At 32.7% G+C, this 20,572-nt stretch carries 21 protein-coding genes and 1 tRNA gene; 9 read left to right on the top strand and 13 right to left on the bottom strand.

Features of this window, described 5'->3' with window-relative positions; translation table 11 throughout:
• Positions 1 to 307: 307 nt before the first annotated feature.
• Both DMZ43_RS12800 and DMZ43_RS12805 read right to left on the bottom strand, forming a co-directional pair.
• Positions 308 to 934 carry a response regulator transcription factor gene (locus tag DMZ43_RS12800; RefSeq protein WP_131508783.1) on the bottom strand — a complete coding sequence of 209 codons (627 nt, stop codon included), beginning with the start codon at positions 932 to 934 and terminating at the stop codon, positions 308 to 310.
• Positions 935 to 1,006: 72 nt separating this feature from the next.
• Entirely contained in the window at positions 1,007 to 1,450 is a 444-nt protein-coding gene (locus tag DMZ43_RS12805; RefSeq protein WP_129760916.1) for a retropepsin-like aspartic protease, read from the bottom strand.
• Positions 1,451 to 1,496: 46 nt separating this feature from the next.
• Here DMZ43_RS12805 and DMZ43_RS12810 point away from each other — a divergent pair, with 46 nt between their 5' ends.
• The 8 genes from DMZ43_RS12810 to DMZ43_RS12845 all read left to right on the top strand — a co-directional run bounded on the left by DMZ43_RS12810 (position 1,497) and on the right by DMZ43_RS12845 (position 6,677).
• Positions 1,497 to 2,264 carry a TatD family hydrolase gene (locus tag DMZ43_RS12810; protein ID WP_131508784.1) on the top strand — a complete coding sequence of 256 codons (768 nt, stop codon included), beginning with the start codon at positions 1,497 to 1,499 and terminating at the stop codon, positions 2,262 to 2,264.
• Between the two features lie 5 nt (positions 2,265 to 2,269).
• A complete protein-coding gene (locus DMZ43_RS12815) occupies positions 2,270 to 3,301 on the top strand; it encodes an asparaginase (RefSeq protein WP_129760918.1) in 1,032 nt (343 codons plus the stop codon).
• 73 nt (positions 3,302 to 3,374) lie between these two features.
• Positions 3,375 to 3,462: transfer RNA gene (locus DMZ43_RS12820), tRNA-Ser, on the top strand.
• Positions 3,463 to 3,535: 73 nt separating this feature from the next.
• The gene (locus DMZ43_RS12825) at positions 3,536 to 4,318 is read left to right on the top strand and encodes a MotA/TolQ/ExbB proton channel family protein (RefSeq protein ID WP_129760919.1); all 783 of its coding nucleotides are present in this window, start codon (positions 3,536 to 3,538) and stop codon (positions 4,316 to 4,318) included.
• A 24-nt stretch (positions 4,319 to 4,342) separates the two neighbouring features.
• The gene (locus DMZ43_RS12830; RefSeq protein ID WP_129760920.1) at positions 4,343 to 4,786 is read left to right on the top strand and encodes a hypothetical protein; all 444 of its coding nucleotides are present in this window, start codon (positions 4,343 to 4,345) and stop codon (positions 4,784 to 4,786) included.
• Positions 4,787 to 4,788: 2 nt separating this feature from the next.
• Entirely contained in the window at positions 4,789 to 5,391 is a 603-nt protein-coding gene (locus DMZ43_RS12835; RefSeq protein ID WP_131508785.1) for a biopolymer transporter ExbD, read from the top strand.
• Between the two features lie 17 nt (positions 5,392 to 5,408).
• A complete protein-coding gene (locus DMZ43_RS12840; protein ID WP_129760922.1) occupies positions 5,409 to 5,891 on the top strand; it encodes a biopolymer transporter ExbD in 483 nt (160 codons plus the stop codon).
• Between the two features lie 93 nt (positions 5,892 to 5,984).
• Positions 5,985 to 6,677 carry a porin family protein gene (locus DMZ43_RS12845; RefSeq protein WP_131508786.1) on the top strand — a complete coding sequence of 231 codons (693 nt, stop codon included), beginning with the start codon at positions 5,985 to 5,987 and terminating at the stop codon, positions 6,675 to 6,677.
• Here the strand turns inward: DMZ43_RS12845 and DMZ43_RS12850 are convergent.
• From DMZ43_RS12850 to rplM, 11 genes are all read right to left on the bottom strand, one after another.
• Complete coding sequence (locus tag DMZ43_RS12850; protein WP_129760924.1) at positions 6,672 to 7,280, bottom strand: hypothetical protein; 609 nt, start codon at positions 7,278 to 7,280, stop codon at positions 6,672 to 6,674. The two genes, DMZ43_RS12845 and DMZ43_RS12850, sit on opposite strands and share 6 nt — an antisense overlap.
• Entirely contained in the window at positions 7,277 to 8,743 is a 1,467-nt protein-coding gene (rpoN, locus tag DMZ43_RS12855) for an RNA polymerase factor sigma-54 (RefSeq protein WP_131508787.1), read from the bottom strand. The genes DMZ43_RS12850 and rpoN overlap by 4 nt, the downstream gene beginning before the upstream one ends.
• A gap of 146 nt (positions 8,744 to 8,889) precedes the next feature.
• On the bottom strand, positions 8,890 to 10,323 hold the full coding sequence (gene asnS / locus DMZ43_RS12860; protein WP_131508788.1) for an asparagine--tRNA ligase: 1,434 nt from the start codon (positions 10,321 to 10,323) through the stop codon (positions 8,890 to 8,892).
• Positions 10,324 to 10,362: 39 nt separating this feature from the next.
• Positions 10,363 to 12,765, bottom strand: a complete 2,403-nt coding sequence (locus DMZ43_RS12865) for an RND family transporter (protein WP_129760927.1) — start codon at positions 12,763 to 12,765, stop codon at positions 10,363 to 10,365.
• Between the two features lie 73 nt (positions 12,766 to 12,838).
• Positions 12,839 to 14,113, bottom strand: a complete 1,275-nt coding sequence (locus DMZ43_RS12870) for a DUF5686 family protein (RefSeq protein WP_129760928.1) — start codon at positions 14,111 to 14,113, stop codon at positions 12,839 to 12,841.
• A 56-nt stretch (positions 14,114 to 14,169) separates the two neighbouring features.
• On the bottom strand, positions 14,170 to 14,727 hold the full coding sequence (frr, locus tag DMZ43_RS12875) for a ribosome recycling factor (protein ID WP_129760929.1): 558 nt from the start codon (positions 14,725 to 14,727) through the stop codon (positions 14,170 to 14,172).
• A gap of 62 nt (positions 14,728 to 14,789) precedes the next feature.
• A complete protein-coding gene (gene pyrH, locus DMZ43_RS12880) occupies positions 14,790 to 15,497 on the bottom strand; it encodes a UMP kinase (protein WP_129760930.1) in 708 nt (235 codons plus the stop codon).
• A 108-nt stretch (positions 15,498 to 15,605) separates the two neighbouring features.
• Positions 15,606 to 16,580: a translation elongation factor Ts gene (gene tsf, locus DMZ43_RS12885; protein WP_129760931.1), complete on the bottom strand. Its 975-nt coding sequence runs from the start codon at positions 16,578 to 16,580 to the stop codon at positions 15,606 to 15,608.
• An 84-nt stretch (positions 16,581 to 16,664) separates the two neighbouring features.
• The gene (gene rpsB, locus DMZ43_RS12890) at positions 16,665 to 17,435 is read right to left on the bottom strand and encodes a 30S ribosomal protein S2 (RefSeq protein WP_129760932.1); all 771 of its coding nucleotides are present in this window, start codon (positions 17,433 to 17,435) and stop codon (positions 16,665 to 16,667) included.
• Between the two features lie 184 nt (positions 17,436 to 17,619).
• The gene (rpsI, locus tag DMZ43_RS12895; protein ID WP_129760933.1) at positions 17,620 to 18,006 is read right to left on the bottom strand and encodes a 30S ribosomal protein S9; all 387 of its coding nucleotides are present in this window, start codon (positions 18,004 to 18,006) and stop codon (positions 17,620 to 17,622) included.
• Positions 18,006 to 18,461 carry a 50S ribosomal protein L13 gene (gene rplM, locus DMZ43_RS12900; protein WP_129760934.1) on the bottom strand — a complete coding sequence of 152 codons (456 nt, stop codon included), beginning with the start codon at positions 18,459 to 18,461 and terminating at the stop codon, positions 18,006 to 18,008. The genes rpsI and rplM overlap by 1 nt, the downstream gene beginning before the upstream one ends.
• 407 nt (positions 18,462 to 18,868) lie before the next feature.
• Here rplM and DMZ43_RS12905 point away from each other — a divergent pair, with 407 nt between their 5' ends.
• Positions 18,869 to 20,500 carry an ABC-F family ATP-binding cassette domain-containing protein gene (locus DMZ43_RS12905; protein ID WP_131508789.1) on the top strand — a complete coding sequence of 544 codons (1,632 nt, stop codon included), beginning with the start codon at positions 18,869 to 18,871 and terminating at the stop codon, positions 20,498 to 20,500.
• Positions 20,501 to 20,572 lie beyond the last annotated feature (72 nt).

Raw genomic sequence — 20,572 nt, forward strand, 5'->3', positions numbered from 1 at the left:
ATTTTGAGGGTTTGCACTTTTTTCAATCATCATAGTATGGTTAAGTTCATTGAAAACAGACTAAAATATTTAATGTTATTGTTAACACGACACTTAAAACTAGAGTAACAATCAAAGGTGAATTAAAGAGTGACAACTTCTGTTTCATTTTTTTGTAATTTTTAACTTCGAGAATATTTGTTAAAAACAAAAAAGCTCCTAGTTAAGCTAATAACCAAGAGCTTTTTATCCCCTAAGTAGTTTGATTAATAGCACTGTAAAGGTGAGCATTATATCAATGCCAAACAATACGTAACATTACGTATTTTTAAGTAAGAAATTCCTGATTTTCCTTTGCCCAAATCAATAAACTGTTTTGAAACGGAGTGATATCAAGCTTTTTAATGATGTTGCTTTTGTGTTTTTCTACAGTTCTGTTAGAGATAAACATTAGTTCTCCAATTTCTTTTGCAGTTTTGTTTTGCGCAATATGTTTTAATACTTCTTTTTCGGTTGGAGTCAACTCTTCAAGTTCTTTTGGGACTTCTTTAATTTCTAAATGCGAAATAAGTTCAGGACTAAAATACGGTGTGTTTTTTAATACCGAAGAAATACATTGCTCAATTTCAACTAAAGCAAATTCTTTAAGGACATAACCAAAGATATTTAGTGCTTTGGCTTCGTAATAGGTTTCTTCGTCCTTTTCAAAAGTTATAAGGACAATTTTTGTTGGTAAATTATTATCGAAACACTTTTTTGCGATTTCCAAACCTGTCAAATGTGGCATCCTAATGTCTAGTATGGCAATTTCAGGTTGTTGAGTTTCTATAAGGTTGTAGGCGTCTCTGCCATTTTCGGCACTACCTATTATATTGTAGTTCTTTTCTTTTAAAAAATCATTCAGACCTTTTAGGATCAATGGATGATCGTCTGCTATTATTATAGAGGCATGCATTTGTGCTATTAATTAATTGAGGGATTGACTATAAATATAAGCACAATTTTGAAATATTCAGAAAGAATTATACTACAATTTTAAGTATAAATATTTTTTTTGATAATCAATCACTGCTTTTCCCTTTTTTAAGATGTCAGCACCAATAATGCCATCAACTGGTTTTGAGTTATGACTTGTTAGTGCAGTATTTACATGTGTTAGGTTAAATAAGATTAAAGCTACTTTGTCTTTTTTCCATTTACCAATTTTTACTTTATTCTTTTTGGAAATTTGGGTTTCCATATCAGTTGCGCCAGCTCCTGCAGCTCGTATAGGAGAGTCTTTTGCTTTTAAGTTGAATCTCTCAACAGCATCAAAGCCTACGCAAGAGTTTGAAGCACCAGTATCTAAAATAAATAAACCTTTTACTCCATTTATTGTAGCGCGAATTTCAAAATGATTGGTTCTAGTTAGGTGTAACTTTATTTTAGTAAATCCTTTTTCTAACAGAAATTCTTGAAGACTGTTTTCCATAGCTTTTTTTACAAATATAGTGGTATAAAAGAATTATTTTAGCAAAATGATTATTACCGATACACATACTCATTTATACAGTGAGGCTTTTGATGAAGATAGAAAGGAAATGATACAACGTGCTATAGATGCCAATGTTTCTCGTTTTTTTATTCCAGCAATAGACTCTAGCTACACAACATCTATGTTACAGTTGGAACAAGAATTTCCCAATCATGTGTTTTTAATGATGGGTTTGCATCCTACTTCTGTAAAAGATAACTATAAAGAAGAATTACAACATGTTGAGGAGTTAATGGCAAAAAGACACTTTTATGCTGTTGGCGAAATAGGGATCGATTTATATTGGGATACTTCTACTTTAGAAATTCAAAAAAAAGCATTTAAGCATCAAATTCAGTTAGCAAAAAAATACAAGTTGCCAATTGTGATACATTGTCGTGATGCTTTTGATGAAATATTTGAAGTTCTAGAAACCGAAAAAGACGATGCGCTTTTTGGTATCTTTCATTGCTTTACTGGTACTTTTGAGCAAGCACAAAAAGCAATTTCTTACAATATGAAATTAGGAATAGGTGGTGTTGCAACATTTAAAAATGGAAAAATAGACCAGTTTTTAAATCAAATAGACTTAAAACATATTGTTTTGGAAACCGACTCGCCATATTTAGCACCAAAACCATATCGAGGGAAACGTAATGAAAGTAGTTATATAATAAAGGTGTTAGAGAAACTATCAGAACTGTATAATTTTCCTCAAGAAACCATTGCAGAAATAACAACACAAAACTCAAAAGACATATTTAATATATAATAGGTATGGAAAGCAATAGCCCAAAAATACTTTTAATATATACTGGTGGAACTATTGGGATGATTAAAAACCCAAATACTGGAGCATTGAAGTCCTTTGACTTTAATAATCTGTTAAAACGTATTCCTGAATTAAAACTATTAGACTGTGATATAAGTACAATATCCTTTAAAGATCCAATAGATTCTTCAAACATGAATCCTGACTATTGGGTTCAAATAGCCGAAATTATAGAAGACAATTACGATAGCTTTGATGGGTTTGTAGTACTTCATGGTAGTGATACCATGAGCTATACAGCTTCAGCATTAAGTTTTATGTTAGAAAACTTAGCTAAACCTGTAATATTAACAGGGTCGCAATTACCAATTGGTGATTTGCGTACCGATGCCAAAGAAAACTTGATAACCACAATTCAAATGGCATCGTTGCAAACTAGGAACAGACCATTAATAAGAGAGGTAGGGTTATATTTTGAATACAAATTATATAGAGGAAATCGTACAACTAAAATAAATGCAGAACATTTTGAAGCATTTGAGTCCTTAAATTATCCTCATTTAGCCGAATCTGGAGTACATATTAAGGTAAACCATGAAGACTTGTATAAACCAAATGCTAGAAAAAAGTTGGTTGTGCATAAATCTTTTGATAATAGTATTGCTTTAATAAAGCTGTTTCCAGGTATTTCGAAATCGGTTTTGGAATGCATGACACATAATCCAAATATAAAAGGTATTGTTTTAGAAACCTATGGAGCAGGTAATGCTACAACCGAAGATTGGTTTATTGACTTAATGGAATCTGCTATAAAAAAAGGGGTGCAAATTATAAATGTAACACAATGCTCAGGAGGAAGTGTCAATATGGGACAGTATGAAACCAGTTCGCAGCTTAAAAAAGCAGGTGTAATTTCAGGAAAAGACATTACAACCGAAGCTGCAATAGCAAAATTAATGTATATGTTGGGAGAAAACATTTCTGCTAAAACGTTCAAAACCATATTTGAAACGCCTTTACGTGGAGAAATGTCTTAAAATTAACTTTCAAAATTTTAACATTCAAAGAATTTTTTGTTATTTGACCCACTGTAATTAAAGATAAAGTTACAGAGAGGTGGCCGAGTGGTCGAAGGCGCACGCCTGGAAAGTGTGTATACGTCAAAAGCGTATCGAGGGTTCGAATCCCTTCCTCTCTGCTGTTATTTTATTTTTAATTGTAATTTTTTTATATCTTTAACACTTTAACTAATAAAATTAAGAATAAGAACAATGAAAAGACTATTTTCTATCCTAGCCATAGCAGGAACCATGGCTTTCGGAACTGTTAATGCAAACGCATTTACTACAACTACAACTGCCGCAACAACAACTGTTGCAACTGTAACACAAGAAGAAGAGGCTGCAGCTCCTGCTGAAGAAGACCTTGGATTTCACCAAGAATTAAAGAAACGTTTTATTGAAGGTGGACCTGGGTTTATGGGAATTGTATTGCTATGTTTAATTTTAGGTTTAGCAATTGCAATTGAAAGAATTATCTTTTTAAACTTATCTACTACAAATACTAAGAAATTAACTCAAAATGTAGAAGATGCATTAGCATCAGGTGGTATCGAAGCAGCTAAAGAAGTTTGCAGAAACACAAAAGGACCTGTTGCATCTATTTTTTATCAAGGATTAGACAGAGCAGACGAAGATATCGATGCTGCTGAAAAAGCTGTTGTTGCCTATGGTGGAGTACAAATGGGACAATTAGAGAAAAACGTATCATGGATTTCATTATTTATCGCATTGGCACCAATGCTTGGGTTCATGGGTACAGTAATTGGTATGATTCAAGCATTCGATAAAATTGAAGCAGCTGGTGACATGCAACCTTCTTTAGTAGCAGGTGGTATTAAAGTTGCCTTATTAACAACTGTATTCGGTCTTATTGTAGCAATTATACTTCAAATTTTCTACAACTATATTATTGCAAAAATTGATAGTATCGTTAACGATATGGAAGATGCGTCTATTACATTAATGGACATGTTAGTAAAGCACAAAAAATAATAAGCAATAAATTATAGAAAAATTATGCATAAGATTTTAAAAATAGTAGCAGCTGTACTTAGTTTACTAGGTATTGTCTTCCTAATTAGAATTATTTCTAAAGGAGACGAAGCTATTAAAGCAGCTGCCTTAGAAGGAGATACAGCAATTGTAGACCCAATGGCAATAGTTACTTATATTGTTCTTGGACTCGTATTACTATTTGTTGTAGTGTTTGTGTTAAAAAATCTATTCACAAATACTGGATCCTTAAAAAACACGTTAATAGGAGTAGGCCTTTTTGCTGCTGTACTTATAATTGCATACGCAGTATCTGGTGGAGACACTAATACATATATGTACAATAACAAAGTAGCAACTGAAGGACAATCTCACATGGTAGGAGCAGGTTTAATTGCTTTCTACATATTAATAATTGGAGCAGCTGCGGCAATGTTATTTGCTGGAGCAAAAAAAATGATTAAGTAATTATGGCAAAAAGATCAGCACCAGAAGTTAATGCAGGCTCAATGGCTGATATTGCATTCTTACTTCTTATTTTCTTTTTGGTTACAACAACTATTGAGACTGATACAGGTTTAAATAGAAAATTGCCTCCAATTGAAGAAAGTGAAGAAGATGTAATCATCAAGCAAAAAAATATTTTTACCGTACTTATTAATGGTAAAGACCAATTGCTTGTTGAGGACGAATTGATGGATCTTAAAGATTTGCGTAAAGCTGCAGTAGAATTCCTTGATAATGGAGGAGGAACTGGAGAGGATGGATGTGACTATTGTAAAGGGAAAAGAGACCCTAAGTCATCTGACAATCCTGATAAAGCTATCATATCTTTAAAGAACGAGCGTGAAACTACTTACAAGACTTATATTTCTGTTCAAAATGAGTTAGTAGCAGCATACAATGAACTTAGAAATCGTAGAGCGCAAGAGCTTTACGGAACTTCATTTTTACAAATGCAAGCTAACTATGACGACGTAAACTGGGTTGGAAGTAAAGACAAGCTTAAAGAAAAGATTGAAAAGATAAAACTTGAGTACCCTCAAAAATTATCTGAAGTTCAACAAAAGTAATTTAGAAAACATAAGATATGTCTAAATTTAATAAGAAAAAATCAGGCGATTTACCAGCTATTTCAACTGCGTCTTTACCTGATATTGTATTTATGTTATTATTCTTCTTTATGGTTGCTACCGTAATGAGAGATAATACCTTAAAAATTAAAAACGAATTACCAAGTGCTGACCAAGTTGAAAAGCTAGATAAAAAAGATTTGGTGATGTATATATACGTAGGACAACCTACTGAAAGATATCAAAGCCAATTTGGTAAAGAATCACGTATACAGTTAAATGATAAATTTGCTGATGTAAGTGATATAAAAGCTTTTATAGCTGCAGAACGAGCATCTAAAAGAGAAGAACTAATCCCGTTTCTTACAACTGCTTTAAAAGTAGATAAAGAAGCAAATATGGGATTAATTGGAGATATTAAGCAGGAACTTAGAGAAGAGAATGCTTTAAAAATTAACTACACCACTAAACAAGGTGATATCTCTGCTAATAGAAAATAATTTTATTTGTTAAATTTCTAAAACATCCTGGTTATTTTGATCAGGATGTTTTTTTATACATTATATTTTAATCATTACCATATATTTGTATAAATGAATCTCAAACTCCTATTTGCATTTCTATTATTGTCACAATTTGTATTGGGACAAACTACTAACGATTCTACTCAAGTTGATTCTCGTTATAGAGAAGACCAATTTTATGTTTCGGCAACTTATAACTTACTAGCAAATAAACACGAAGATGTTTCTCAAAGAGGCTTTTCTAGTGGTTTTCATTTGGGCTTTATAAGGGATATGCCTATCAATAAAAAAAGAAATGTAGCTGTTGGTTTAGGTATTGGTTTATCAGCTAATTCTTATAATCAGAATCTATTAATCGATGAAATTCCTGGAGGATATACATATACTGTTTTAGATGAAGACGAAACGTCTTTTTCAAAGAATAAATTTACTACCTACGTTCTTGAGGTACCACTAGAATTCAGATGGAGGACATCTGACGCCTCTACATATAAGTTTTGGAGGATTTATTCAGGACTGAAATTTGGTTACGTTTTTGCTAATTCTACAAAGTTTAAAGGCAATTCAGAAACCATTAAGCTTACTAATGTTTCTGACTTCAATACAATACAATATGGCTTGACTTTAAGTGCTGGTTATGATACTTGGAACATTCATTTTTACTATGCTTTAAATCCAATCTTTGAAAGTAGTGCGAAAATTGAAGATGCCACTATTGACATGTCAGTTGCCAGAATTGGAATAATGTTTTACATTTTATAGCCAATAATTAAGTAAGATTAATTGTGGAATTAATCCAATAAAAAAGCCTATAATTAGTTCTATGCTACTATGCGCTTTTAAATGCAGCCTAGAGCTTGCAATTGCGCCTAAAATGATACACATAAGTGCAATAGTACCATTAATATTTATTTTAAAATGAATACCTATTGCAACTGCAAACATGAAAAAACCAGCTGCAGCAATCATATGTATACTTGCTTTAAATTTTAGAAAAGCCAAAATAAGACACGTTATAGTTGAGCAAAGTACACCTACAAAAAAGTAGTATAATTCAGGAATTTCATTATAGGTTAAAACCCTATTTAAAACAAGTATTATGATTGCACTATTAAGAATTAAAGGGATAATACGTTCTTGAGTTGTTTCAAGGTAAAAAGAGTCTATTTTTTTAATGGTTTTAAGTAGATAAAATAGCAATATAGGAAGTGCAATAGTGAGTATTGAAACCGAAAATAGTTTAGCTTTTACTATAGGAACAGGAATAAACCTAGGTGTTTTTGAAAAATAAAAGATTACACCTAATAAAGGCATTAAAACAGGATGGAAAATAAATGATATGGCTCTAAGAATATGGTTTATCATATCTTTTTTCTCAATCTTGCCACAGGAATATCTAATTGCTCTCTGTATTTTGCTACAGTACGTCTAGCAATTGGATAGCCTTTTTCTTTTAAAATTGAAGCTAATTTTTCGTCGGTTAGTGGTTTTCTTTTGTTTTCTTCTTCAATAACCGTTTCTAGAATTTTTTTAATTTCTCTAGTTGAAACTTCTTCACCTTGGTCATTTGTCATCGATTCAGAGAAAAATTCCTTAATCAATTTAGTACCATAAGGTGTATCTACATATTTACTATTAGCAACTCTTGATATTGTTGATACATCCATGTCTATTTCATCAGCAATATCTTTTAAAATCATTGGTCTTAACTTACGTTCGTCACCTGTTAAAAAATACTCTTTTTGATAATGCATAATTGCACTCATGGTCACAAAAAGGGTTTGTTGACGTTGTTTTATAGCTTCAATAAACCATTTTGCAGCATCTAGTTTTTGCTTAATGAAAAGCACAGCATCTTTTTGTGATTTGCTCTTGTCTTTAGATTCTTTATAGCCTTTCATCATGTTGCTATATTCTCTTGAAACATGAAGCTCAGGAGCGTTTCTTCCGTTTAAGGTAAGCTCAAGTTCGCCATCTATAATTTTAATAGCAAAATCAGGTACTACGTGCTCAACAATCCTATTATTACCAGCATAAGAACCACCAGGTTTTGGGTTAAGATGTTCAATTTCATCTATAGCATCTTTAAGCTGTACTTCGGTAATGTCAAATTTTTGAAGTAGCTTTTTGTAATGCTTTTTGGTAAACTGTTCAAAAGCTTTATCAATAATATCAATGGCAAGTTCAACATCAGGTGTTTTTTCTTTTCTATGTAGCTGAATGCTTAAACACTCTTGAAGGTTTCTTGCGCCAACACCAGCAGGATCTAGTTGATGTACTTTATGTAGTACTTTTTCAACCGATGCTTCATCAGTGTACACACCTTGAGTAAATGCTAAATCATCAACAATATCGTTTAAAGAGCGACGTATATAACCACTCTCATCAACGCTTCCAACTAAAAATTCAGCGATTTCATATTCGTTATCATCTAGTCGAAATGTGTTTAACTGGTTGGTTAAATGCTGAGTAAAAGAGGTTCCAGCAGCATAAGGTACATTTTTTTCTTCATCGTCGCTACTGTAATTATTGGCTTGAGTCCTGTAGTCAGGAATATCATCATCACTTAAATATTCATCTACATTTATGTCTTCGGCATTTATAGATTCGTTGTCATTAAAGTCGTCAGCAGAGTTGTCAAATTCATCATATTTATCATCAAATTCATCTGATGATTCCTTACCACTTTCTAAAGCTGGGTTTTCCTCTAATTCTTGCTTTAATCTTTGCTCAAACGCTTGTGTAGGCAACTGAATCAATTTCATTAATTGAATTTGTTGCGGAGACAACTTTTGTGATAATTTAAACTGTAAATACTGTTTAAGCATTGTGTTATTTGGGTTTAGAGTAAAAATAAAAAAAACAATCTACATTATGTTAGAACGTAGATTGTTTTATTTCATTATTTATTTTGAAGTGATACATTTAATAAACATCTAGCGATATAAATTAAAAATCTCAGTGTCTTCTGCAATTAGAATTCAGCATTTTGAGGTGTTCTTGGGTAAGGTATAACATCTCTAATGTTACCCATTCCTGTAGCAAACATAACTAAACGCTCAAAACCTAATCCAAATCCAGAGTGAACAGCAGTTCCGTATTTACGTAAATCTAAATACCACCATAGTTCTTCTTCTTCGATATCAAGCGCTTTCATTTTTTCTTTTAAAACGTCTAAACGCTCTTCACGTTGTGAACCACCTACAATTTCTCCAATTCCTGGGAATAAAATATCCATAGCTCTAACGGTCTTTCCGTCTTCATTTAAACGCATGTAAAATGCTTTAATGTTTGCAGGATAATCAAATAAGATTACTGGGCATTTAAAGTGCTTTTCAACTAAATAACGCTCATGTTCGCTTTGTAAGTCTGCTCCCCATTCTTCAATAATATAATTGAATTTCTTTTTCTTGTTTGGTTTACTATTACGTAAAATATCTATGGCTTCAGTGTAGCTTACACGCTTAAAGTTGTTGTCTACAACAAATTTCAACTTTTCAATTAAGCTCATTTCACTACGTTCAGCTTGAGGTTTTGTTTTTTCTTCGTCAAGTAAACGGTTTTCTAAAAATTTTAGGTCGTCCATGTTGTGTTCTAGAACATAGCTTAACACCGATTTCATAAAATCTTCGGCTAAATCCATGTTGCCAGCTAAATCCATAAAAGCCACTTCTGGTTCTATCATCCAGAATTCAGCTAAGTGACGCGATGTGTTAGAATTTTCCGCTCTAAATGTTGGTCCAAATGTGTACACTTTACCTAATGACATTGCATAGGTTTCGGCCTCTAACTGACCAGAAACGGTTAAGTTGGTTTCTTTTCCAAAGAAATCTTCTTTGTAGTTTACTTTTCCATCTTCAGTCAATGGAGGGTTTTTAGCATCTAGAGCACTTACTCTAAACATTTCACCAGCACCTTCGGCATCACTACCTGTAATGATAGGTGTGTGCATGTAATAAAACCCATTTTCATTAAAGTACTTGTGAATAGCAAACGATAATGAAGAACGCAAGCGCATTACAGCACTAAATGTGCTTGTTCTTGTGCGCAAGTGTGCATTTTCACGTAAAAACTCAAACGAGTGTTTTTTAGGTTGAATAGGATATTCGTCTGGGTGAGAATCACCAAGAATATCAATGGTTTTAACCTGTATTTCTACACTTTGTCCTTTTCCTTGACTTTCTACAAGTTCACCTTTTATATGTATTGCAGCACCAGTAGTTATGCGCTTTAAGGTGGCTTCGTCTGTGTTTTCAAAATCTACTACACATTGTATATTATTAATTGTAGAACCATCATTTAAAGCTATAAAACGATTAGCTCTAAACGTTCTAACCCATCCTTTAATTTCAATGTCTTGTAGTGTAATGTCACTTGACAATAGTTCTGCAACAGTGTGTAATTTCATTTGATATTAAATTTAAAATGCAAAGATAATTTTTTATGATTATTCTGAAGAATTTTCTATTTCATCATCTTCTTCAGGAATAATGTTTATTGCTGGTTTTCGTAATACTTCTTTATTGGCAATGCTTCTTTCTAACGATAATAATAACGATGGTAAAAGCAATAGGTTAGACAACATTGCAAACAGTAATGTGGCCGAAACTAAAGCACCTAAAGCAACTGTACCTCCAAAACTAGATATGGTAAATACCGAAAAGCCAAAGAATAATACTATTGAAGTATAAAACATGCTTACACCAGTTTCGCGCAATGCTGCATAAACCGATTTTCTTATTTTCCAGTGGTTGGCTTGAAGCTCTTGACGGTATTTTGCTAAAAAGTGAATAGTGTCATCTACCGAAATACCAAAAGCAATACTAAATACTAGAATTGTTGAAGGTTTTATAGGCACTCCTAGATAACCCATTAAACCTGCGGTTACTAGTAATGGTAATATGTTAGGAATTAAGGATACAATAATCATCCTAAAAGATCTAAACATATAAGCCATAAATAATGAGATTAAAATTATGGCTAAGGATAATGATATTGCTAGGTTTTTTACTAAATACTTTGTTCCTTTTTGAAATACCAATGCTTTACCTGTCATGGTAACTTTATAACGCTCTTCAGGAAACACTTTGTTGATTTTGTTTTGAAGGTCTTCTTCAATACGCTCCATTTTATCAGTACCAATATCTTTCATAAAGGTTGTAATACGCGCATATTGACCTGTACTATCTACAAAGTTATTCAGCAAATCTACATTTGAAGATGAGTTTTTTGCATACGATAAAATAAAGCTGTTTTCTTGACTGGTTGGGAGTTGGTAATATTTTGGGTTACCATTATAGTAGGCTTGTTTAGAATATTTTACCAAACTAACTACTGATATTGGTCTTGACAGTTCTGGTGTTTCAATGATGAGTTCCTCTAACTCGTTCATGCGTTTTAAAGTACTTAACTTCATAACGCCTTTTTTACGTTGAGTATCTACCATAATTTCGAGAGGCATAATACCATTAAACTCACTTTCAAAAAAGCGAATGTCATGGAAAAACTCTTTTTCTTTAGGCATGTCTTCAATTAAACTTCCCGAAATTTTTATTTGGTAAATACCAATAATACTGGCAGTAAGTAAAACAACCGAAGTTGCATAAATAGCAATTTTGTGCTCTCTTACCATGCGTTCCATCCAATCTACAAAAGTTCCAATCCAACGTTTGTTAAGATGTTCTAAGTGACGTTCTTTAGGGTAAGGTAAAAAGGTGTAAATAATAGGTATTACCAAAAGGCACAATATAAAAATAGCTAAAATGCTAAGCGAAGCTACAATACCAAACTCTTTAAGCAACGTACTTTCAGTAAGAATAAAAGTAGCAAAACCAGAAGCAGTAGTAACATTTGTCATTAACGTAGCGTTACCAATTTTTGTAATGACACGCTGTAGCGACTTTACTTTATTACCATGTTTTTTAACTTCGTGTTGGTATTTATTTATTAAAAAGATACAGTTAGGAATACCAATAACTATAATAAGTGGCGGAATTAAAGCTGTTAAAACAGTAATTTCATATTTTAACAACCCAAGTATACCAAAAGTCCACATTACACCAATACACACTACAATAAGAGAGATAAATGTGGCTCTAAACGACCTGAAAAAGAAAAAGAAAATTAACGAAGTTACTAGTAAAGCTGCTCCAATAAATAGTCCTATTTCATCAACAATGTTTTGTGAGTTTAGTGTACGAATGTAAGGCATACCTGAAACCCTAACATCTAAATCATTTTCACTTTCAAACGTGTTTATTTTATCTTGAAGCGTTTCAATTATAAAATCTTTTCTTGCAGGTGTATTTACTATATCTTTTTTAAGATAAATAGCTGTTCGAATGGTTTTTGTGGTCTTGTTAAACAGAAAATTATCATAAAAAGGATACTGTTTAAACAGTTCGTTTTGAAGCGTATCTATTTGCGCCAAAGAATGAATAGAATCTTTTATAAAAGGCTCTAATTCAAATTTTTGAGCATCGTTGTTTTTTACAAGTTTTTGTAGGTCTTTAATTGACACAACGGTTTCAACTTCATCATAAGCTTTAAAGTCTTCAGAAAGTTGATTCCAAGCGTTAAGTTTTTCAACCGAAAAAAGTGTTGAGTCTTTAACACCCAAAACAATGAGGTTACCTTCTTCACCAAAAATATCTAAAAACTCATTGTAAGTAACATTTACCTCATGATCATCAGGTAATAAATTGGCTTCAGTATAGGTGAAGCGCATATATTTCCACTGATAACTAAAGAAAATTGTAGCAAGAATTATGGCAATAAGTATTGCTATTTTATTACGCAAAATAACTCGCGCAACAACTTCCCAGAATCCTGTTGTAAATAGTTTAAACATAGTGTTACAAAAACAGCGACAAAGGTAGAAAAAAGCTAAGGATTAGCTAAGAAAAACAAGTTTATTATTGTGTTTATAACGAAACGTTAAAGGTAAATTTAAAAGCTACGTTATCTTCGGTTTTTGGTAGGTGGTAAGCTCCATAACGATATGCAAAGCTAAGTCCGAAACCAAAGAGAAGTTTATTGATTTCAAAACCAGATTCAGAATAACCATCTTCTAAGGTGTTGAATGTTATATTTTGATGTCTGTCAATATTGCCCATGTTTCCAATAGCATACCTTGTTATCAATACCAATTGTGGTTTGTAGCGTTCAGAAATATTAAAAGGTTGAAAATAATGCTTCAGCTGAAAGGTTGAAAACCTATCAGAGAAAAATTCATTAAAATACATGGTTTCAAAGCTATTTATACCTGCAACCGAAAATCGTTGTAATATAGTTTCTTTGGTGATATTGTTTGGATAAGCATGATATAAATGCGTTAAGGGTGTATCGCCACTTACCATTCCTGCAACTACTGTTGCTTGTGTGTACGACTCTTTAGTATAATTTAACTGATAAACAGTTCTAAAGTCTAACTTTGAAAAGTTAATATTGCTTCTAAAAACATCTTCAAAAGCATGTGTGTATTGTAGTGTGAATTTAGGATAGCCAGATTTAATTTCTTTTATTAAGTCATCTTCTGAAACTTCAAACTTACTAAACGGACTCCATTGCAATGCAACTTTAGCTGTACTTAAGTGAAATTCGTTTAATATTTTGTCATTTTTTAAATACTCATAGCTATAAGTAGGGTTGATGTTGCTAACGGCAAATTGCGTTTCGGTAAGTAAATGTTTACTTAGTTTATGCTCTAAAGTTATAGCTTTAGTAATGTGTTTATGAAACAAATTAATATTAAGCAATCGAGGTTCAAAGAACTGAAAAAAACGTTTGTCGGTTAAAAAAGCAGAACTTCCTGTTTCCTGAAGATCATCAGTATATGATAAGTTTAGCCAAGTGTTAGATTTTGACGCAAGTCTAAACCCACCACCAATACTGTATTTAAAATTATGGTCTAAAAACCCATAAACAAGATAGCCATTAAGCCTATAATGTTCTGAAAAGCGTTTGTTTGTAATGCCGCCTAAACCTGTTCTTACACCTTCATATTGGTTGTATTTAAAAAGGTATCGTAAATCTATGTTTAAGTAATTGGTTGGAAAAAAACCATTGCCTATTTGTTTAAGAAATTCGGTTTTTTTAATAGAGTCCTGACTAACTTTAGTAGAATCTTTTAAAGTTGTTTGCGACTGTGTAGTATAAATACAGAGTATAAAAAAAATAAAAACACAGTGTTTATGCATGTAAGAGGGAAGGGTTTTAAAAGGATAAGAAAAAGCGACATAATTGTCGCTTTTAATTATACTGTCATTATCTCTTTTTCTTTGACTTCTAAAATATCGTCAATTTTTTTAACGTATTTATCGGTCATTTGTTGTATGTCAATCTCTGCATTTTTTTGTAGGTCTTCCGATGCATCATCTAATTTTTTAATTTCGTTGTTAGCATCTTTTCTTGCACTTCTAACACCAATTTTAGCGTCTTCAGCTTCAGCTTTAGCTTGTTTAGCAAGGTCACGACGACGCTCTTCAGTCAATGGTGGCACATTAATAATAATCATTTCACCATTGTTCATAGGGTTAAAACCAAGATTAGCAATCATTATTCCCCTCTCAATTTCTTGTAGCATTCCTTTTTCCCAAGGTTGAACAGATATGGTTCTACCATCAGGAGTGTTTACGTTTGCAACCTGATTTAATGGTGTTTGAGACCCATAATAGTCAACCATTACACCTCCCAACATTGCAGGACTAGCTTTTCCTGCTCTAATGTTTACTAATTGTTTTTCTAAATGCTTTATTGCAGCATCCATTGATTCTTTAGCAGAGTCTAGTATAAATTGTATGTCTTCGTTCATCTTTAAAAGTATTTTAATTCTTAAAAAGCCATTTCAAAAAATGAGCCAAACCTTTAAAATTATTATAAGTTTACTTTAGTTCCAATCTTTTCTCCAGAAACTACTTTTAGTAAGTTTCCTTTTTTGTTCATATCAAAAACAATAATTGGAAGTTCATTTTCCTGACTCAATGTAAAGGCTGTAGTGTCCATTACTTTAAGACCTTGGCGCAATACATCATCAAAAGAAATATAATCAAATTTTACAGCTTTTGAGTCTTTTTCAGGATCAGCATTGTAAATTCCATCTACACGAGTACCTTTTAAAATAACATCAGCTTCCATTTCAATAGCTCTTAATACAGCAGCAGAATCTGTTGTAAAATATGGGTTTCCTGTTCCACCACCAAAAATTACAACACGCCCTTTTTCTAAGTGGCGAAGTGCTTTTCTTCTAATAAAAGGTTCAGCAACTTCATCAATACTTATTGCCGACTGTAAACGAGTAGGTACACCAGCATCTTCTAAGGCACTTTGTAAAGCTAAACCATTAATGACGGTTGCTAACATACCCATGTGATCACCTTGAACCCTGTCCATTCCATTGCTTGCACCAGCAACACCTCTAAAAATGTTTCCACCACCAATAACAATGGCTACTTCAACACCTTTTTCAATGATTTCTTTAATGTCGTTTGCATATTCTGATAAACGTACAGGATCAATACCGTATTGACGTGTTCCCATTAGGGCTTCACCAGATAATTTTAGGAGAATTCTTTTGTATTTCATTTTGATTTTGAAAGTTTAGCAAAACTACATAATTTTTTTGTTTTTAAATTATAAAAAAAGCCTCTCGTTATGAGAAGCTTTTTAATGTTTTGGAAAATTGGATTTTAATTATCCAACAGTTACACGTTTAAAACTTGTAACTTCAACATCTCCATAAGATGCAACATATTTTGCTACGTTTATTTTTTCGTCTTTAATGAAGTTTTGATCCAATAAGCATTGTTCTTGGTCTAAAGTTGTGTTATCAGAAATGAAACGCTCCATTTTACCTGGTAAAATTCTATCCCAAATTTGCTCTGGCTTACCTTCAGCTTTTAATTCAGCTTTTGCATCTTCTTCAGCTTTAGCTAAAACTTCAGGAGTTAATTGTGCCATTGAAATGTATTGAGGTACATTTTTTAAAGTTTTACCTAAACGACCTAATTCAATATTGTCTTTTTCAATAACAGCAATTCTAGCTTCAGTTTCAGAAGCGATAAATGCAGGATCAAAATCTTTGTAAGATAATGTAGTTGCTCCCATTGAAGCTACTTGCATTGCAACGTCTTTTACTAAAGTATCAGCGTTGTCTACTTTTGCAGATAAACCTACTAAAGCAGCAATTTTATTGATGTGAACGTATTGTCCAACATAAGGAGCTTCTAACTTTTCAAAAGCAGTGATGTCTAACTTTTCACCAATAACACCTGTTTGTTCAGTTAGTTTATCAGCAACAGTCATTCCACCAAAATCAGCAGCTAAAAACTCTTCTTTTGTATTGTAGTTTATAGCGATATCAGCTAAATCGTTAGCTAATTTCACAAAGTTTTCGTTTTTACCAACAAAGTCAGTTTCGCAACCTAATACAATAGCAACACCTACAGTATTATCATCGTTAATTTTTGCGATAGCTGCACCTTCAGATGAGTCACGGTCAGCTCTTTTTTCAGCAACTTTTTGTCCTTTTTTACGTAAAACCTCAATAGCTTTGTCAAAATCACCACCAGCTTCCACTAGGGCTTTTTTGCAATCCATCATTCCTGCTCCTGTTGCTTGTCTTAGTTTATTTACTTCTGCGGCTGTAATTTTTACAGTATTTTCCATGAGTTTAAAATTTAAAAAAGTCGTCCAATTAATTTTCAACAAAGAAAAGAACTAAACGACTTATTTATGTTTTGAAATTGTTATTTATTCTTCTTCTTCAGCTACTGCTTTCTTTTTTGCAGTTTTAGCAGGTTTAGCTGCTTTTTCTGATTTATCAGCTTTATCAGATTTTCTTTCTGATAAACCGTCTGCAATTGCAGATGTTACCAAAGAAAGTACTTTGTTAATTGATTTTGAAGCATCATCGTTAGATGGAATCAAGTAATCAACTTGTCTTGGATCTGAGTTAGTGTCAACCATTGCAAAGATTGGAATGTTTAATTTTTGTGCTTCTTTAATTGCAATGTGTTCACGCTTGATATCTACAACAAATAAAGCACCTGGTAAACGAGTCATATCAGAGATAGAACCTAAGTTCTTTTCTAATTTAGCTCTTAAACGGTCTACCTGTAAACGCTCTTTTTTAGAAAGTGTGTTGAATGTACCATCTTTTTTCATTCTATCAATAGAAGCCATTTTCTTAACAGCTTTTCTAATAGTAACAAAGTTAGTTAACATTCCACCTGGCCATCTTTCAGTAATGTAAGGCATGTTTACTGCACCTGCTTTTTCAGCAACGATGTCTTTAGCTTGTTTTTTTGTAGCAACAAATAAGATTTTCTTTCCAGAAGCTGCAATTTTGTGAAGAGCTTGAGAAGTTTCTTCAATTTTGGCAGCAGTTTTGTAAAGATTGATAATATGGATGCCGTTACGCTCCATATAAATGTAAGGAGCCATGTTTGGATCCCATTTTCTAGTCAAGTGTCCAAAATGTACACCTGCTTCAAGTAATTCTTTTACTTCTACTTTTTCCATTTTGTAATAGTTTACGTTCTGTTGAATTAGCAATGATTGAGTGGTTGCTTTCGCTCGCCTTAATCATTTAGATGCTAAACTAAACCCTGACACAAAGGTCATGGGCAACAATAACTGGTTTAAATGTTTTAAATAACTTGATTGTAAAACTGTAAATACAGATCCCGAAATCAAGTTGGGGATTTTAACGTTTAGAGAACTGGAATTTCTTACGCGCTTTCTTCTGTCCGAATTTCTTACGCTCTACCATTCTTGGGTCTCTAGTTAATAAACCTTCAGGTTTTAAAATACCTCTGTTGTCAGCATCTACTTCGCACATAGCACGAGATAATGCTAAACGGATTGCCTCAGCTTGACCTGTTATGCCACCTCCATATACATTTACTGTAATATCAAAGTTGCCATCATTGTTAGTCATAGCTAAAGGTTGGTTTACTTTGTACTGTAAAGTTGCAGTAGGAAAATAAACCGCCATGTCTTTTTTGTTAATCGTGATGTTTCCTTTTCCTTGGGCAACATACACACGAGCAACAGCCGTCTTTCTACGGCCGATTTTGTGAATTACTTCCATTAATTGAATTCGTTTAAGTTAATTGCTTTTGGTTTTTGAGCTTCATGAGCATGCTCAGTACCAACAACAACTGTTAGGTTACGGAATAAATCTGCGCCTAATTTGTTTTTAGGCAACATTCCTTTTACTGATTTTTCTACTAATCTTGCTGGATCTTTTCCAAACATTTCTGTAGCAGATAAACTTCTTTGACCACCTGGATAACCTGTGTGACGAATGTAAGTTTTGTCGTTCCACTTGTTTCCTGTTAAGTTGATTTTTTCAGAGTTAACAACAATTACATTGTCTCCGCAATCAACGTGTGGTGTAAAGTTAGGTTTATGCTTACCTCTTAAAAGTTTTGCAACTTTAGAAGCTAAGCGACCTAAAGTCTGTCCTTCAGCATCAACTAAAACCCACTCCTTATTTACAGTGGCTTTATTTGCTGAAACTGTTTTGTAGCTTAATGTGTCCACACTTTCTAATTTAATAATTAAACATTCTTCTCTCAAAAAGAGTTTGCAAATTTACGATTATATATTTGATTACCAAATTCTAATTAGATGTTTTTTTTCGTTGAAAATCAGGCTGTTTAAAAAGGTTGAATTAAGGTTTGTTTTATACTAGGTTGCAATTTGTCATTTATAGGTTTTTCTATTCATATAATTATGGAATAGTTTTGATATACAATTGTGTAAAATAAGAGATGATTTTAGATTGATTATTTAAAGTATACCAAACATTATAATGTCAATTTTCTTAGAGGTTTTGAGTGTTTTTATTAATGTTATATATGTAATACCGTAAAAACTAACATTACTTCAAAAAAATCAAAGATTTATCTTTCGGCTTTTAGTAGTTTTGCGCCTTTAAAATTAAAGCTATGATTTCTGTAGATAATTTAGTTGTAGAATTTAGTGGTCACACCTTATTTAGTGATGTGTCTTTTACTATAAATGAAAATGATAAAATTGCCCTTATGGGTAAAAATGGTGCCGGAAAATCTACAATGATGAAAATTATTGCTGGTGTTCAAAATCCTACAAAAGGACATGTTAGAGCACCAAAAGACGCTGTAATAGCTTATTTGCCTCAGCATTTATTAACCGAAGATAATACATCAGTTTTAGAAGAAACATCCAAAGCATTTAGTCATATTTTTGAAATGCGTGATGAAATGGATGCGTTAAACAAGCAGCTTGAAACACGAACCGATTACGAATCTGATGAATACATGAAAATCATTGAGCGCGTATCAGATTTGGGTGAAAAGTATTATGCTTTAGAGGAAGTAAATTACACTGCTGAAGTTGAAAAAGCGTTGAAAGGTTTGGGTTTCAAGCCTGAAGATTTCAATAAACCAACAAGTGAGTTTTCAGGTGGATGGCGTATGCGAATTGAATTGGCGAAAATTTTACTTCAAAAACCCGATTTAATTCTACTTGATGAGCCAACCAACCATATAGATATTGAATCGGTAATTTGGCTAGAAGATTTTTTAGTGAATAAGGCAAAAGCAGTGGTCGTGATTTCGCACGATAGAGCGTTTGTAGATAACATTACCAACCGAACCATAGAAGTAACTATGGGACGCATTTATGATTACAAAGCAAATTATACCCATTATTTGCAGCTTCGTGAAGACAGAAGAGCGCATCAAATAAAAGCCTACCAGGAACAACAAAAATTTATAGCGGACAACGAAGCCTTTATTGAGCGTTTTAAAGGCACCTATTCTAAAACCAATCAGGTGGCATCGAGAGAGCGAATGCTTGAAAAGTTAGAAATTATTGAGGTTGACGATGTTGATACTTCAGCTTTAAAACTGCGTTTTCCAAAAACACAGCGTTCGGGTGATTATCCTGTAACGGTAAAAGATGTCTCTAAATCATACGATGATCACGTAGTGTTTAAAAATGCAAACATGTCGATTGCGCGTGGCGAAAAAGTATGTTTTGTAGGTAGAAATGGTGAAGGGAAATCAACGATGATAAAAGCCATTATGGGACAAATTGATGTAGAAGGCACTTGCTCTTTAGGTCACAATGTTCAAGTAGGTTATTTTGCACAAAACCAAGCTGCACTTTTAGATGAAGACTTAACTATTTTTCAAACGGTTGATGAAGTTGCCAAAGGCGATATTCGTACGCAAATAAAAAATATTTTAGGTCGTTTTATGTTTAAAGGCGACGATATCGACAAAAAAGTTGGTGTGCTTTCTGGTGGTGAAAAAACCAGATTAGCCATGGTAAAATTACTATTAGAACCTGTAAACCTACTGATTTTGGATGAACCAACCAACCATCTCGATTTAAAATCTAAAGACGTTTTAAAAGACGCTCTAAAAGAATTTGATGGTACCTTAATTTTAGTATCTCACGATCGTGATTTTCTTCAAGGCTTATCAAAGAAAGTATTCGAATTTAAAAATCAACGTGTTATTGAACATTTTGAAACTATTGATGATTTCCTAGAACGTAATCGTATAGAAAATATTAAAGCCCTCGATTTATAATTTTTCATTAAAACATACTGCTATTGTGTTGCATTTGTGTGGTTTAACAGGTGTGTTTGCAATTAAGTAGTA

It is taken from the genome of Meridianimaribacter sp. CL38, assembly GCF_004328055.1.
GTDB lineage: Bacteria > Bacteroidota > Bacteroidia > Flavobacteriales > Flavobacteriaceae > Gaetbulibacter_B > Gaetbulibacter_B jejuensis.

Excerpts from the sequence above, each read along its gene's own strand:
- DMZ43_RS12835 (WP_131508785.1), top strand. The coding sequence starts at position 4,789 with ATGGCAAAAAGATCAGCACCAGAAGTTAATGCAGGCTCAATGGCTGAT.
- DMZ43_RS12800 (WP_131508783.1), bottom strand. The coding sequence starts at position 934 with ATGCATGCCTCTATAATAATAGCAGACGATCATCCATTGATCCTAAAA.
- pyrH (WP_129760930.1), bottom strand. The coding sequence starts at position 15,497 with ATGAAATACAAAAGAATTCTCCTAAAATTATCTGGTGAAGCCCTAATG.
- rpsB (WP_129760932.1), bottom strand. The coding sequence starts at position 17,435 with ATGGAAAAAGTAGAAGTAAAAGAATTACTTGAAGCAGGTGTACATTTT.
- asnS (WP_131508788.1), bottom strand. The coding sequence starts at position 10,323 with ATGAAATTACACACTGTTGCAGAACTATTGTCAAGTGACATTACACTA.
- DMZ43_RS12870 (WP_129760928.1), bottom strand. The coding sequence starts at position 14,113 with ATGCATAAACACTGTGTTTTTATTTTTTTTATACTCTGTATTTATACT.
- DMZ43_RS12805 (WP_129760916.1), bottom strand. The coding sequence starts at position 1,450 with ATGGAAAACAGTCTTCAAGAATTTCTGTTAGAAAAAGGATTTACTAAA.
- DMZ43_RS12810 (WP_131508784.1), top strand. The coding sequence starts at position 1,497 with ATGATTATTACCGATACACATACTCATTTATACAGTGAGGCTTTTGAT.
- DMZ43_RS12865 (WP_129760927.1), bottom strand. The coding sequence starts at position 12,765 with ATGTTTAAACTATTTACAACAGGATTCTGGGAAGTTGTTGCGCGAGTT.
- DMZ43_RS12850 (WP_129760924.1), bottom strand. The coding sequence starts at position 7,280 with ATGATAAACCATATTCTTAGAGCCATATCATTTATTTTCCATCCTGTT.
- rpsI (WP_129760933.1), bottom strand. The coding sequence starts at position 18,006 with ATGGAAGTAATTCACAAAATCGGCCGTAGAAAGACGGCTGTTGCTCGT.
- DMZ43_RS12825 (WP_129760919.1), top strand. The coding sequence starts at position 3,536 with ATGAAAAGACTATTTTCTATCCTAGCCATAGCAGGAACCATGGCTTTC.
- DMZ43_RS12830 (WP_129760920.1), top strand. The coding sequence starts at position 4,343 with ATGCATAAGATTTTAAAAATAGTAGCAGCTGTACTTAGTTTACTAGGT.
- frr (WP_129760929.1), bottom strand. The coding sequence starts at position 14,727 with ATGAACGAAGACATACAATTTATACTAGACTCTGCTAAAGAATCAATG.
- DMZ43_RS12840 (WP_129760922.1), top strand. The coding sequence starts at position 5,409 with ATGTCTAAATTTAATAAGAAAAAATCAGGCGATTTACCAGCTATTTCA.
- rpoN (WP_131508787.1), bottom strand. The coding sequence starts at position 8,743 with ATGCTTAAACAGTATTTACAGTTTAAATTATCACAAAAGTTGTCTCCG.
- DMZ43_RS12905 (WP_131508789.1), top strand. The coding sequence starts at position 18,869 with ATGATTTCTGTAGATAATTTAGTTGTAGAATTTAGTGGTCACACCTTA.
- DMZ43_RS12845 (WP_131508786.1), top strand. The coding sequence starts at position 5,985 with ATGAATCTCAAACTCCTATTTGCATTTCTATTATTGTCACAATTTGTA.
- DMZ43_RS12815 (WP_129760918.1), top strand. The coding sequence starts at position 2,270 with ATGGAAAGCAATAGCCCAAAAATACTTTTAATATATACTGGTGGAACT.
- tsf (WP_129760931.1), bottom strand. The coding sequence starts at position 16,580 with ATGGAAAATACTGTAAAAATTACAGCCGCAGAAGTAAATAAACTAAGA.